Annotated in this window: 14 protein-coding genes; 5 read left to right on the top strand and 9 right to left on the bottom strand. The window is 69.7% G+C overall.

From position 1 onward, the window contains the following. Positions 1-103 precede the first annotated feature (103 nt). From HF323_RS07355 to HF323_RS07370, 4 genes are all read left to right on the top strand, one after another. Positions 104-577: an NUDIX domain-containing protein gene (locus tag HF323_RS07355; protein ID WP_169581907.1), complete on the top strand. Its 474-nt coding sequence runs from the start codon at positions 104-106 to the stop codon at positions 575-577. A 61-nt stretch (positions 578-638) separates the two neighbouring features. Next, positions 639-1196: a hypothetical protein gene (locus tag HF323_RS07360; RefSeq protein WP_169581908.1), complete on the top strand. Its 558-nt coding sequence runs from the start codon at positions 639-641 to the stop codon at positions 1194-1196. 26 nt (positions 1197-1222) lie between these two features. After that, positions 1223-1957, top strand: coding sequence for an alpha/beta hydrolase (locus HF323_RS07365; RefSeq protein ID WP_317451024.1), 735 nt, complete (start codon positions 1223-1225; stop codon positions 1955-1957). 98 nt (positions 1958-2055) lie between these two features. Continuing rightward, complete coding sequence (locus tag HF323_RS07370; RefSeq protein WP_169581909.1) at positions 2056-2289, top strand: hypothetical protein; 234 nt, start codon at positions 2056-2058, stop codon at positions 2287-2289. Positions 2290-2350: 61 nt separating this feature from the next. Here HF323_RS07370 and HF323_RS07375 read toward each other — a convergent pair whose 3' ends face one another. From HF323_RS07375 to HF323_RS07415, 9 genes are all read right to left on the bottom strand, one after another. After that, positions 2351-2785: a hypothetical protein gene (locus HF323_RS07375; RefSeq protein WP_169581910.1), complete on the bottom strand. Its 435-nt coding sequence runs from the start codon at positions 2783-2785 to the stop codon at positions 2351-2353. Continuing rightward, positions 2785-3012 carry a hypothetical protein gene (locus HF323_RS07380; RefSeq protein ID WP_169581911.1) on the bottom strand — a complete coding sequence of 76 codons (228 nt, stop codon included), beginning with the start codon at positions 3010-3012 and terminating at the stop codon, positions 2785-2787. Before HF323_RS07380 ends, HF323_RS07375 begins: the two co-directional genes overlap by 1 nt. A gap of 129 nt (positions 3013-3141) precedes the next feature. Then, the gene (locus HF323_RS07385) at positions 3142-3441 is read right to left on the bottom strand and encodes a GNAT family N-acetyltransferase (protein WP_169581912.1); all 300 of its coding nucleotides are present in this window, start codon (positions 3439-3441) and stop codon (positions 3142-3144) included. 86 nt (positions 3442-3527) lie between these two features. Then, positions 3528-4982 (bottom strand): GH1 family beta-glucosidase, encoded by a 1455-nt coding sequence (locus HF323_RS07390; protein WP_169581913.1) that lies wholly within the window; start codon positions 4980-4982, stop codon positions 3528-3530. Next, complete coding sequence (yicI, locus tag HF323_RS07395) at positions 4979-7216, bottom strand: alpha-xylosidase (protein ID WP_169581914.1); 2238 nt, start codon at positions 7214-7216, stop codon at positions 4979-4981. The genes HF323_RS07390 and yicI overlap by 4 nt, the downstream gene beginning before the upstream one ends. Then, entirely contained in the window at positions 7216-8103 is an 888-nt protein-coding gene (locus HF323_RS07400; protein ID WP_169581915.1) for a carbohydrate ABC transporter permease, read from the bottom strand. The genes yicI and HF323_RS07400 overlap by 1 nt, the downstream gene beginning before the upstream one ends. Beyond that, positions 8103-9074, bottom strand: coding sequence for a sugar ABC transporter permease (locus tag HF323_RS07405; protein ID WP_169581916.1), 972 nt, complete (start codon positions 9072-9074; stop codon positions 8103-8105). The genes HF323_RS07400 and HF323_RS07405 overlap by 1 nt, the downstream gene beginning before the upstream one ends. Positions 9075-9129: 55 nt before the next feature. Next, positions 9130-10440 (bottom strand): extracellular solute-binding protein, encoded by a 1311-nt coding sequence (locus tag HF323_RS07410; protein WP_169581917.1) that lies wholly within the window; start codon positions 10438-10440, stop codon positions 9130-9132. Between the two features lie 105 nt (positions 10441-10545). Beyond that, positions 10546-11577, bottom strand: coding sequence for a LacI family DNA-binding transcriptional regulator (locus tag HF323_RS07415; RefSeq protein WP_169581918.1), 1032 nt, complete (start codon positions 11575-11577; stop codon positions 10546-10548). A 552-nt stretch (positions 11578-12129) separates the two neighbouring features. On the opposite strand from HF323_RS07415, the gene HF323_RS07420 reads away from it, so the two are divergent. Further along, complete coding sequence (locus HF323_RS07420; RefSeq protein ID WP_169581919.1) at positions 12130-12879, top strand: winged helix-turn-helix domain-containing protein; 750 nt, start codon at positions 12130-12132, stop codon at positions 12877-12879. Positions 12880-12905: the final 26 nt, after the last annotated feature.

The raw sequence follows: 12905 nt of genomic DNA on the forward strand, positions 1-12905 counted from the left end.
AGCCACCGTACGTTCGCGCGCCGACATCGCGGCCGAGGCAGGCCGCGATCGGTCGACGGGGAGCCTCGCCGGCATGACGGTCGGCGCGGCGTATCCTGCGGGCATGCCCCTACCCGAGGTGTGCGTGGTGTACCTGCTGCGCTCCGGCGCCGACGGCCTGGAGGTGCTCCTCGGCGACAAGCGCACGGGTCTCGGCCAGGGCAAGGTGGTCGGGATCGGGGGAAAGCTCGACACCGGCGAGACGCCGGCGCAGGCGGCGGTGCGCGAGGTGTTCGAGGAGATCGGCGTCGCGGTCGAGGCATCCGACCTCGTCCGCGCCGGCGTCGTGGACTACCACTTCCCGACCCGCCCCGCGTGGTCGCAGCGCTCCACGGTGTTCGTCGTGCGCCGATGGCGCGGCGAGCCGGTGCAGACCGACGAGATCACGCCGCGCTGGTACGCGCTCGCCGACGTGCCGTACGCGCGCATGTGGGACGACGCCGTGCGGTGGCTCCCCGGTGTGCTCCGCGGCGGCAGCGTGGACGCGCGGTACACGTTCGGGCCCGACCTCGCGACGGTCGTTCTCGAGACCAGCTGAGCGGATGCCTCGTTCCGCCGCGCCTCGTTCCGCGGGGGCCGCAGCGGACGTATCGTGGAATATGGCGCCCTCACCGGATCCCGCACCTCACTCGACCGTCGTGGCCCTCGTCGGAGCCGACAGCGAAGAGCTCCTGAGCGGCCTCTCCCGGTTTCCCGCGATCGCCGCCCTGACGCTGCGCGCGACGGATCCCGCCGACGCCGCTCGCGCGGTCGCCGCGTCATCCCGCCCCTACGTCGTCCACGATGCCGATCCCCTCGAGCACGTGGCAGCCGCATGGGTCGAGCTGTACGAGGAGCGAGCCACTCTCGGCACGCTCGAGCTCGAGGTCGACCTCCTGCTCGGCCTGTTCGACGCGGGCGATGCCGTCATGCCCGACTACTATCTCGTCGCCGGCCCGGAGTCGATCGAGGGCACGTGGCGGCACTGGTGGCTCGGCGCCCTCGCGCACCGGGCGCCGTCGCGCGTGCTGCCGGTCGAGGCATCCGACTCCGCCCTCCGCGCCCGCCTGCGCTCCCTGCCGGCGTCGCGCCCGTGGCCCGAGCCGGAGTGGCTGCGCCGCGTGCAGTTCGACATCCCCGATCGCGTCGGCCTGCGCGACGAGCCCGGCGCGGCCTGAGCGGGTTCGTCGCCTACGCTTCGGGTGTGGCCCCTGCTCGACGCTTCACGTTCGCCGGCGCGACCCTGGTCGCCGACCGACGCGGGTCTGGGACCCCGACGTACGTGCTGATCCACGGGATCGGGATGGGCCGGAGCGTCTTCGCCGACCTGGTCGCCCACCTGGACGGGTCGGGCGAGGTGGTGGCGATCGATCTGCCCGGGTACGGAGAGGCGCCCGAGCCGGAGCGGGTGCTCACGATGGAGCGGACCGCCGACCTGGTCGCGAGGTTCCTGACGGAGAGCGTGCGCGAGCCCGCGGTGGTGATCGGTCATTCGATGGGCGCGCAGGTCGCCCTCGAGCTGGGGGCGAGGCATCCGGGCACCGTGGCGAAGCTCGTGCTGGTCGGACCGACCGTGGATCCTGCCGCCCGCACGGCGCCCCGCCAGTTCGCGCGCCTGCTGCGCGACATCGCCGTGGAGAGCCCTCGGGTGATCGCGCGCGGCGCCCGCGAGTACGTGCGGGCGGGTCCTCGCCTCGGCGCGAAGTTCCAGGCGATGCTGGCCCACCGGCCGGAGGACGTGCTCCCGCGCGTGGCGGCTCCGACGCTGGTGCTGCGCGGCGAGGACGACCTCGTGGCGACGAGGCAGTGGTGCCTGCGCATCGTCGCGGCCATGCCCGACGCGCGGTACAGCGAGGTGCCCGACCACGGGCACGAGACGATGATCCGGGATGCCGCGCCCGCCGCCGCTCTGATCCGAGAGTTCGCGGGCGACCGCTAACACTGCCTGCTCGCGCAGGATTCCTGCCACCTGCCGCGGAAGCGGCAATGTCGGAGGCCCGGCGTACGTTCTGACTATCGGAACCAACGGAGGAAGCAATGCTCTCGCTCGTCACCGCCGCCGAACACCAGTACCGCCACGACACCTGGTCGCGCGATCGCGACCAGGCGATCCTCGTCGCGATCCGCGCTCGCCATGCCGCACTCGAAGACGCGCGTGCCGCGCAGGTCGCCGCCCGCCCGCAGCCGCAGCCGGCCACGTGGGCACGACCGATCGGAGCGCGCCTCAGCACGCCCGAGGTCTGCACCACCACCGCCTGCGCGGTCGCCTGACGCGACGATGCCGCCGACCCGTGAGTCGGCGGCATCGCCTCGGCGGCATCGCGTCGGTGCGTCAGGGCTGCTGCGGCGACGACGAATCGCCGGTCGCGATCTGCTGAGCGAGCTCGCGCACTTCGTGTTCGGGCAGATCGATGCCCGACTGCTCGAAGCGCTGCGACAGCACCTCGGCGATCCGGTCGACGGATTCGGTGCCGACATCCTGTCGAGTCTGCGCGACGATGCCCGAAACCTTGTCGATCGCCGACGCGTCATTCTGCGACATCGCAGGAAGCCGCTGCTCCTGCTCTGATCCGAGGCCGCCGGGAGTGCGCTGGGCCTGTCCTGCCGTCACGGTGTCGCGACCCCCGTCCTGCCCATGGTGGTCGCCCGCATCGAAGACGTTCGTGACGCCGATGCCGACGGCCTGGTGGCTGGGCTCGGGCGCGCCGGGCGCCGGGACGTCCTCGCGCTGCGGATCGTCGGGTCGCTGGTTCTCGTTCGTGGCCATCACGGCTCCTCTTCGCCTCGGTCGGTGTCGGCTGCGAGATCCGGATCGGCGCTCTGGCGCGCGATCTCACCCTCGATGGGGTCGTCGGGCCGCAGCGGGGCGCCGGTGAGCAACTGGTCGGCGTCGACCGCCTCCTGGTTGCGAGCGGCGGTCTCGTCGTCTCCGACGCCATCCCAGCCGCCGGGCGGATCGGCGTCGATGACGCCGTCTGGCAAGTCGCGGTCCATGGATCGCTCCTCTCGTCGGCTTCCAGCCTGGCCGCGATCCTGGTGGTCCGAGAGGGGCTTGACAGAAGCGGAGCGGCACCGCTCGCCGCGGCATCCGACCCTGCCGGACCAGTCCCCCTTCGGGGCCGGTCAGGCCGAGCGGCGGTCGGCGAGGATCTCGCCGCGGCCCGGGTGGGCCGTGAACCAGTCCGCGACGTACCAGCACACGGGCACCACGCGGCGCCCGCCGGATCGCTCGAGCTCGGTGACGGCACGGTCGACCAGTTCGCCCGCGTAACCGTGGCCGCGGAAGGAGGGCACCGTATACGCCCGCGTCATCGCCACCGTGCGGCCGTCGTCGCGGTAGTCGAGCACGCTGACGAGGTCGTCGCCACGATGGAGCGTGTAGCGCGAGGCATCCGCCTCGTGGGTGAAGCGCAACTCAGTCACCTCGACAGAGTACGACCGCGCGCGGATGCCGGGACGCGCGCCGTCGGGATGTCGCGGCTTCTGCACAGCGACATCCCGGCGCGCGTTCAGGCCGGGAGGACTCCCGTGCGGGCCAGCCGCGAGTACCAGAGACCGCTGTCCTTCACGGTGCGCTCGAGCGTGTCGAAGTCGACGCGCACGATGCCGAACCGCTTGGCATACCCGTAGCCCCACTCGAAGTTGTCCAGGAGCGACCACACGAAGTAGCCGCGCAGGTCGACGCCCTGCTCGATCGCCCGGTGAGCGGCCGTGAAGTGGCGACGCAGGTAGTCGAGCCGCTCGAGGTCGGGCACCGACCCGTCTGGGGCGACCTCGTCGGCGAACGCGGCGCCGTTCTCGGTCACCATGAGCGGCTGATCGGGGAACTCGGCGTGGAGCCCGAGGAGTAGCTCCTCCAGCCCTTCGGGGGCGATGTTCCAGCCCATCTCGGTGTAGGGCCCCGGCTGCTCGACGAACTCCACGACCTGGTCGCTGCCGGGCCACGCGGTTCCGCCGGGCGCACCCTTGTGACCGTCGTTCATCTGCTTCGGCGAGACGCCGTCCCACAGGCGGACCGTGGCCGTCGAGTAGTAGTTGACGCCCAGGACGTCGATCGGCTGGTTGATCACCGCGAGATCACCGTCGTGCACGAACGACCAGTCGGTGACGGCCGCCGTGTCGGCGATGACGTCCGCCGGGTACTCACCGGCGAGCAGGGGATGCGTGAACACACGGTTCGCGAGGCCGTCGATGCGTCGCATCGCTTCGGCCGCGCCGTCGCCGACGCCGCGCAGCACGTGGAAGTTGAGCGTGATCGAGTAGTCGGGGTCGCCGCTCGACGTCGCGCGCAGCGCCTGGACCGCACGGCCGTGAGCCAGATTCAGGTGATGCACGGCGGCGAGCGCGGCGGCGGGCTCGTGGCGACCGGGCGCATGTCCGCCCTGGCCGTAGCCCAGGTACGCCGAGCACCACGGCTCGTTGAGCGTCGTCCAGGTGTGCACGCGGTCGCCCATCGCCGCGCCCATGACCTCGGCGTATCGCTCGAACGCGTCGGCGGTCGCGCGGGCGGGCCAGCCGCCGGCATCCTCCAGCGCCTGCGGCAGGTCCCAGTGGTACAGGGTGGCGACGGGACGGATGCCTCGCTCGAGCAGTCCGTCGACCAGACGCGAGTAGAAGTCGATACCCGCCTGGTTGACGGCACCCGTACCGGTGGGCATGATCCGCGGCCACGCGATCGAGAAGCGATACGCCCCGAGTCCGAGCTCCTTCATGAGGTCGAGATCGGCGTCGACACGGTGGTAGTGGTCGCACGCCACATCGCCGGTGTCGCCGTTCCACACCTTCCCGGGCGTCTTGCTGAATGTGTCCCAGATCGACGGGCCGCGGCCGTCCTCGTCGAACGCGCCTTCCACCTGGTACGACGCCGTGGCCGAGCCGAATGTGAAGCCGGGCGGGAACACCAGCCCCGCGTCGCGATAGTCGGGGCTGTCGGTGATGGTCGCGGAATCGGTCACCTGACTCATCGTGTCACCTCGGACAGGTCGGCGGACAGGTCTTCGGATCGGCCGTCGGGCGTCGTCACGGTCACGGTGCGGTGTCCGGACCCGCCGGGGAAGACCCGCAGCCGCACACCGTCCAGGTAGTCGTAGTCAGGCCGATCCGACCGGGCGCCCCACGGGATGACGGCGCCGGGACGGGCGTAGAGAGGGAGGCTGTCGAAGCCATGGGTCTCGCGACGCCAGCGTCCGCCGGTCACTGTCTCACCGGTGATCAGGCTCGTCCACTCCCCTTCCGGAAGGTAGAGGTCCACCTCGCCGTCGACGGAGAACACCGGCGCGACGAGGATGTCGGCGCCGAGCATGTATTGGCGGTCGAGGTGCAGCACCGCCGGGTCGTCCGGGAACTCCAGCAGCATGGGCCGGAGGATCGGCACACCGGTGGCGGCGGCATCCACTCCCGCCTGGAACAGGTAGGGCATGAGCTGCATCTTCAACTGGGTGAAGCGCCGGGTGACCTCGACAGCCTCCTCGTCGAAGACCCACGGCACGCGGTACGAGCCCGAGCCGTGGAACCGGGAGTGCGATCCCAGCAGGCCGAACGCCGTCCAGCGCTTGAAGACCGCGGCGTCGGGCGTCCCCTCGAAGCCGCCGATGTCGTGGCTCCAGTACGCGAATCCGCTGAAGGCGAGGGAGAGTCCGCCACGCAGGGTCTCGGCCATCGACGCGAACGTCGACGTGGAGTCGCCGCCCCAGTGGACGGGCATCGTCTGACCACCGGCGGTGGCCGAACGGGCGAAGAGCACCGCCTCGCCCTCGCCGCGCGCTTCGACCAGGACGGCGTGGACGGCCTCGTTGTAGAGCCGGGTGTACAGGTTGTGCATGCGCTGCGGGTCGGAGCCGTCCGCCCACTCCACGTCGATCGGGATGCGCTCGCCGAAGTCGGTCTTGAAGCAGTCCACGCCCTGATCGATCAGGCGACGCAGATGCGCCTGGTACCAGGCGGTCGCGTCGGGGTTGGTGAAGTCGACCAGTCCCATGCCTGCCTGCCACAGGTCCCACTGCCACACCGAGCCGTCGGCCCGCCTCACGAGGAAGCCCTGCTCGGCGGCCTCGCGGAAGAGCGGCGAGCGCTGACCGATGTAGGGATTGATCCAGACCGACACGCGGAGATCCTTCTCGTGCAGCCGGGCCAGCATGCCGTCGGGGTCGGGGAACGTCCGCGGGTCCCATTCGAAGTCGCACCAGTTGAACTCGCGCATCCAGAAGCAGTCGAAGTGGAACACCGAGACCGGGAGCTCGCGCGCGGCCATCTCGTCGATGAACGACGTGACGGTCGCCTCGTCGTAGTCGGTGGTGAACGACGTCGACAGCCACAGGCCGTACGACCACGCCGGCACGATGGGCGGCCGGCCGGTGAGGGCGGTGTAGCGGGTCAGCACGTCCTTCGGCGTCGGGCCGTCGATCACGAAGTATTCGAGCACCTCGCCCGGGACCGAGAACTGCACGCGTTCGACGGCCTCTGAGCCGACCTCGAACGACACGTGGCCGGGATCGTTCACGAGCACGCCGTACCCGCGGCTCGACAGATAGAACGGCACGCTCTTGTAGGCCTGCTCGCTCGACGTGCCGCCGTCGGCGTTCCAGATCTCGACGGTCTGCCCGTTCTTCGCCACCGGTCCGAAGCGCTCGCCGAGACCGTAGACGACCTCGCCGACGCCGAGGTCGAGCTGCTCGTGCACGAACACGCGCTCCTGCGGGGCCGGCGATTCGCCGCGTGCGTTGCCGACCACTCCCGTGTCGACCTGCGCATGGGGCGCGAGGCGCACGTACCCCTGTGCCTTGTGCCCGCTGCGGGTGAGGACACGGTCCTCGTGCTCGAACGACAGTGACCACGGTGCGCCGTGCGCGACGCGCGCCGTGAGCCTCCCGGTCGTCAGGCTTCCTCCTTCACGGTCGACGGATGCCGCGCCCGCACCGCCTTCGATGGCCCCGGGCAGGCCGAACCCGCCATGCCACGCTCCGCCCTCGTGGTGGGCGATCCGCACCCGCACGACGCCCTCGAGGGGTGAGGAGATCGTGACGGTGAGCACCGGGCGGTTGAGCGTGTCGCCGCGCTTGGCGATGACCGACGTCGGGGCGGTCACGACCAGGCCGGGGCCGTCGGCCGTGGCATCCGTCTCCCAGACGTCGTATGCCTCCTGGGCGTAGAGCGCGGTGACTCCGGGACGGAGCTGCCAGAACCCGTCGGTGAACTTCATTACTTGACTGCTCCTGCCGTGATGCCTCGCGTGAGGGTGCGCTGGAAGATGAGGAAGAAGACGAGCGTGGGGATGACGCCGAGCAGCGCGGATCCCGCGGTCGTCGTGACGTCCATGAGGCGGTCGCCCTGCAGGACGCTGATCGCGACCGGCACCGTCTGATTGGCGTTGGAAGCCAGGAACGTCAGCGGGATGAGGAACTCGTTCCACGTCCAGATGAAGAAGAAGATGAGCAGCACCGACAGTGTCGGACGACTGATCGGGAAGACCACGCGCCACAGGATCTGCCAGCGGGTGGCCCCGTCGAGGGCGGCCGCCTCGAGGACCTCCTTGGGGAAGGTGCCGTACACCGACGCCAGGAGGTACGTGCCGAACGCCGCCTGCACCACCGTGAACACGATGATGACCGACCACACGTTGTCGTACAGGCCGACGGACTTGAACATGTAGTACAGCGGGTAGAGGAGCGCCTCCTGAGGCAGGAGGTTCGCCAGCAGGAACAGCAGCACGATCCAGGTGCGCCCCCGGACGCGGCCGATGCCGATCGCGAACGCGTTGAGCACCGAGATGAGCACCGCGAGCACCGCGACGATGCCCGAGATGAAGATCGAGTTCCACACCTTCTGCGGGAAGTTCACCCGGTCCCAGAAGTTCTGGATGCCGCTGAGGTCGATGACCTGCGGGAGCGCGAACGGACCCGAGGTCGCGTAGTCGATGGGCGACTTGAAGGCGTTCACCAGGATCAGATAGAAGGGCACCATCACGACGAGCGCTCCGAGGACGACACCGACGAGCAGCAGCCAGTCCAGGGGACGCTTCTTGGTCATGCCGCCCCGCGGGCGCGTGCGCACCTTTCCCGACGTGACGATGGCAGTGGTCGCGGCCATCACAGACCCGCCCTTTCCTTGCGCTCGAGCGAGTTCTGCACCCGGATGAAGATGATCGAGACGATCACGACGAGGATCGTCAGCACGGTGGCGATGGTCGCGCCGTACCCGACGTTCCGCTTGGTGAAGAACTCCGTGTAGGCGTAGTACGCGGGCACCAGGGTCGCCCCGGCGGGGCCGCCCTGCGTGATCACGTACACGGGGCCGAACACCTTGAGCGCCGCGATCGTGCACGTGAGGGTGACGACGAAGACCTCGGGCCGGATGATGCTGAGGGTGATGGCGCCGAACCGCTGGAACCAGTTCGCGCCGTCGAGTTCGGCGGCCTCGTACAGTTCCGGATCCACCCGCTGCAGCGCGGCCATGAACACGACGATCGGGTAGCCGATCTGCACCCACACCAGCACCGCCATGAGCACGAGCAGCGCCGAGGGCATCTGGCCGAGCCAGTCGTACGGCGGGATGCCGAAGACGCCGAGCATCTGGTTGATCGCGCCGGTCGCCCCGGGGCGGAAGAGCCAGCCGATCACGATGCCCGCGACCGCGATCGGGAGGATCTGCGGGAGGTAGTAGGTGGCGCGCAGGAAGCTGCCGACCTTGCCGCCGAACTTGCGGCCGACGACGTCGAACAGCAGGGCGGCGATGATCAGGCCGAGGATGGTCGGGATGACGACCATCGCCACGATCATCCAGACCGAGTTGGCGAACGAGGTCCAGAAGTCCTCGTCGCTGAAGATCTTCACCCAGTTGTCGAGGCCGATGAACTCGGGCTCGCGCACCCCTCGCCACTTCGTGAACGTGAGGTACACGTTGAACACGAGCGGGATCACGATGATCACCAGCAGCAGGACGAATCCGGGCAGGAGGTACAGCCAGTACCCGGCTGTCCCGGATCGTCCCTGCGGGATCGCCGGCTCTTCGCGTGGCGGTTTCGTGGCGGCGCCGCGTTCGGCGCGGGTCATGACAGACATGTTCGACTCCCGTGGGGTGCGGGGGCGGCACGGCTGCGCCGCCCCCGCGAATCGGTCAGCGGAAGTCCGCTGTTCCTTCTTCGTACTCTGCGCCGAGGTTCGCGTTGGTCGCCTGCGCATCCTGCGTTCCGGTCACGAGGCCCTGGAGCTCGCGCACGATCACGTCGTAGAAGCCGGGGGCGGGCCAGTCGGGGTAGAACGAGAGGCCGTCGGCGTCGAGGATGCCGTTGAACGTCTCGATCAGGAGCTGGCTCTTCTCATCGGTGATGTCGGCGGGGTCGGCCGCGACGGGGACGCCGCCGTTGTTGCCGATGATGGCCTGGATCTCGGGGCGCATCGTGATGTCGATGAACTCGTACGCGAGCTCCTTGTTGGCCGCGTTCTCGGGGACGACCCACAGGTTGCCCGACGAGCCCAGCGAGAGGTCGCTCTCGGGGAACGCAGTCATCGTCCACTCGAAGCCGGTCGCCTCGGCGACGAAGCGACCGAACCACCAGGAGCCCGAGACGAAGATCGGCGCGGTGCCGTTGATCCACGAGACACCGGCGTCCTCGGCCTTCACCGACGACACATCGGAGGCGATGTAGCCCTTGTCGACGTACTCCTGGAGCGTCTCGGTCGCGTAGGTGACCTCGTCGCCCTGCCAGTCCACGGGGTTCTCGTAGAGCTGGTAGTCGTTCACGAACTGACGGTCCGCCTGCGAGAGCGCGAGCTGGTACCAGAGCTGGCCGAGCGGGTACTCGGCTCCGGCTTCGGCGAGCGGGGTGATGCCCTGCGCGACGAACGCATCCAGCACATCGATGAACTCGTCGTAGGTCGTGGGGACCTCGAGCCCCGCCGCCTCGAAGGCATCGAGGTTGTAGTAGACGCCGACGAACTCGCCGTAGTTCGGGATGCCGTACCAGGTGTCGCCGCCCATGACCCCGTCCTCGGAGTACTTGGCGGTGGTCTGCAGCGACGGCGCCAGCTTGTCCGCCCAGCCGTACTCGTCGACGGCCTCGCCGATGTCGGAGATGAGGCCGGTCGACGCGAGGAAGCCCGCGGTCGCGTTGCCCTTGTTGAACTCCATGAGGTCGGGCGCGGCATCCGTGTCGAGCACCTGGCTCGCGGTCTTCTGGATCTGCTCGAATGACTTCTCCTCGAACTCGACGGTCGCGCCGGTCTCCTCTTCGAAGACCTCGATCGCCTCGGCCCAGGCCTTGCCCATCGCGCTGTCGGCACCCTCGTAGTGCCACAGCTTCAGGGTGTCGCCGTCGCCCTGGTCGGAGGAGCCGCCCGCGCAGCCGGCCAGCGCGATGGCCCCGACGGTGAGGGCGCCGACCGCGGCGAGGCCGCGACGGGCGTTCTTGCGTGTGATTCGTGCCATCGGTGGCACTCCTTTCGTGGTGACCTGCGTTGGTCGGGGTGTTCGGATTCGGTTATCGAAGCGCTTCGATTCGGGGCATGAAGCGCAGATCGGATGCCTCGGCGCTCAGTGCGCCGCGGCCTCCGACGATCGGGGGCTCGCGATCGAGCCCTGAGCGGAGTAGGTGGGCGCGATCAGGCGCACACCGGGTTCTGGGGCGTCGGTGCCGAGCGTCTGGAGCGCGAGCTCCACGGCGAGGTCGCACGATGCTTCGGGGATCAGCGGGATCGAGTCGATCCGCACGGGAAGCGCCGAGGTGTCGAAGGATGCGCCGACGGAGATCAGCGAGATGTCCTCGGGGACGCGCAGCCCTCGCGAGGAGAGCTCGGCGAGCACCGCGGCGTGCGCCTCGTCCGCGCAGTGCAGCACGAGCGCCGTCGCTCCGGCGTCGAGCAGGTCGGCCGTGGTTCGGCGCGCCGCCTGACGGTTCGCGTGCTTCGAGCCGGTCGTGCCGTACGCAGCGGCGACCCCCCGATCGGCACTGCGCGCCAGCACGCTCGCGCGCACGCGGGGCGGGAAGTTCGACTTGACGTACGCCGTCTCCGTCTGGCCGACCAGTCCGATCGACGTGTGCCCCGCGTCCGCCAGGAGGTCGACCGCCCAGGCGGCGGCCGCCTCGAAGTCGAGGTCGACGCAGATGAGCCCGTCGTTGTCGTCGGGGATCCCGATGAAGACGGTCGGCGTCGCGATCTGCCGGGCGAGCCCGACGCGCGCGTCATCGGGCGCCACGTCGAGCACGAGGATCGCGTCGACGAGACCGTTCGCCGCGACCCGGCTCATGCCGGCCTGCGCCTGCTCGTCCGTCAGCAGCAGGATGTCGTAGTCGTGCCGGCGGGCGGCCACGGCGGTCGCGAGCACGAACGCCATGTGCGTCGGAGCGTGCGTGTCCTTCCGCAGCGGCTCGGTCAGCGCGAAGATCTGGGTGCGCGAACCGGCCAGCATGCGGGCACCCGCGTTGGGGCTGTACCCGAGTTCGCGGACCGCCGCCTCGATGCGCCGCCGTGTATCGGCGGCGACGGGGCGCTTTCCGCTCAGCGCGTACGACACCGTGCTGATGGACACCCCGGCGGCTTCGGCCACCTCGTTGATGTTCGCCACATCGACCTCGTCGTCTGTCGGAAGTTCCCTGTCGAAACGCTTCGCGGAAACGCTTCGACAGGCATGTTATGCACATCCGGATGCCCCGCGCAAGAGATTTGTCGGAATCTCCGACATATCCTCCGATCGAGCAGCCTGAGCCTCTGCCGGACGAGACTGAGCAAAGTGTCACATTTCGTCATGATCCGGATGCCGCGCCAGGGCGATTTGACGCATTGGGACGCACTCCGTCATAATCGGCCACATGACTGACAACGCACGCTACCTGTCCGCCTGGGAGGCGAACGGAGCTGCCGGCATGATGATGGCCGGCCGCGTTGTCATGTGTTGTCGAATGTGCCACTAGCACGGTGACCCCGCCGGACCCGCACGCCGCTTCTGAGACAACGGCCTGGCGAGTCCCCCGAAGCACCGGTTTCGTGCGTCGATCACGCGCACCCGGATGCCTCGCACATCGCCCGACGAAGGGCACCGCCCCATCGGGCATCAGCACATCCGAGCTCCCCTCTGGCCGTCATCCGGCAGGAGCTCCCTCCCGCAAGGACCATCATCATGTCGACCACCGCTCTCCTCGACCGTCCCGCCGCCACCGCGCCGGTCCGCCACCTCCGCGCCGTCACCCGTCCCGTGCCGACGGTTGAGACGCCCGCTCCCGCTGAGGCTCCGGCTGCCCCGGCCCAGCGCAACCTGCCCCCCGGCACCGCACCGCGCGGTTTCGCACTGTACGTCGGCATCGACGAGGCCAAGGCCGCGGCATCCGGTGTCAGCCTCGGCGTGCTCGTCGAAGCGCTGCGCCGCACCCTCGGCGAGCTGGCACCCGACGCCGAGACGTACGCGACCGTCGCCCTCGCCCCCGTCGGCTCCGGCGGGCGTGACGTCGACGTCGTCCGCCTCGCGCTGCACGAGCCGTCGGCGATCGCGCGCACGAAGCAGGAGGAGCCCGAGGACGAGGACCGCGCCGGCGGCGGGGTCGTCGTCGACATCTCCCGCAAGCGCGTCCTGATCGACGGCGAGTCGGCCGCGTTCACCTTCAAGGAGTTCGAGCTGCTGCAGTACCTCGTGCTGCGCGAGGGACGCACGATCGAGCGGACCGAGCTCGTGACGTCGCTCTGGCAGGGCGCCACCGAAGAGGAGGCCCCGGGCGAGCGCACCATCGACGTCCACGTCAGGCGCCTGCGCGCGAAGCTCGGGCGCTACGAGGACATCGTCCGCACGGTGCGCGGTGTCGGCTACCGTTTCGACCGCCACGCCGACGTCGTCATCCGCTACGGCCACGGCACCCCGTCGCCCGACCGCTTCTGACCTGGGCCGGCGCGCGCCCGCACGTC

The sequence above is a fragment of the Microbacterium sp. MF43 genome, from assembly GCF_012847295.1.
Taxonomy (GTDB): Bacteria; Actinomycetota; Actinomycetes; order Actinomycetales; family Microbacteriaceae; genus Microbacterium.

Bases quoted from the DNA above. Each gene is read 5' to 3' on its own strand.
- HF323_RS07355 (WP_169581907.1), top strand. From the start codon at position 104: ATGCCCCTACCCGAGGTGTGCGTGGTGTACCTGCTGCGCTCCGGCGCC.
- HF323_RS07360 (WP_169581908.1), top strand. From the start codon at position 639: ATGGCGCCCTCACCGGATCCCGCACCTCACTCGACCGTCGTGGCCCTC.
- HF323_RS07370 (WP_169581909.1), top strand. From the start codon at position 2,056: ATGCTCTCGCTCGTCACCGCCGCCGAACACCAGTACCGCCACGACACC.
- HF323_RS07375 (WP_169581910.1), bottom strand. From the start codon at position 2,785: ATGGCCACGAACGAGAACCAGCGACCCGACGATCCGCAGCGCGAGGAC.
- HF323_RS07380 (WP_169581911.1), bottom strand. From the start codon at position 3,012: ATGGACCGCGACTTGCCAGACGGCGTCATCGACGCCGATCCGCCCGGC.
- HF323_RS07390 (WP_169581913.1), bottom strand. From the start codon at position 4,982: ATGAGTCAGGTGACCGATTCCGCGACCATCACCGACAGCCCCGACTAT.
- yicI (WP_169581914.1), bottom strand. From the start codon at position 7,216: ATGAAGTTCACCGACGGGTTCTGGCAGCTCCGTCCCGGAGTCACCGCG.
- HF323_RS07400 (WP_169581915.1), bottom strand. From the start codon at position 8,103: ATGGCCGCGACCACTGCCATCGTCACGTCGGGAAAGGTGCGCACGCGC.
- HF323_RS07405 (WP_169581916.1), bottom strand. From the start codon at position 9,074: ATGTCTGTCATGACCCGCGCCGAACGCGGCGCCGCCACGAAACCGCCA.
- HF323_RS07410 (WP_169581917.1), bottom strand. From the start codon at position 10,440: ATGGCACGAATCACACGCAAGAACGCCCGTCGCGGCCTCGCCGCGGTC.
- HF323_RS07420 (WP_169581919.1), top strand. From the start codon at position 12,130: ATGTCGACCACCGCTCTCCTCGACCGTCCCGCCGCCACCGCGCCGGTC.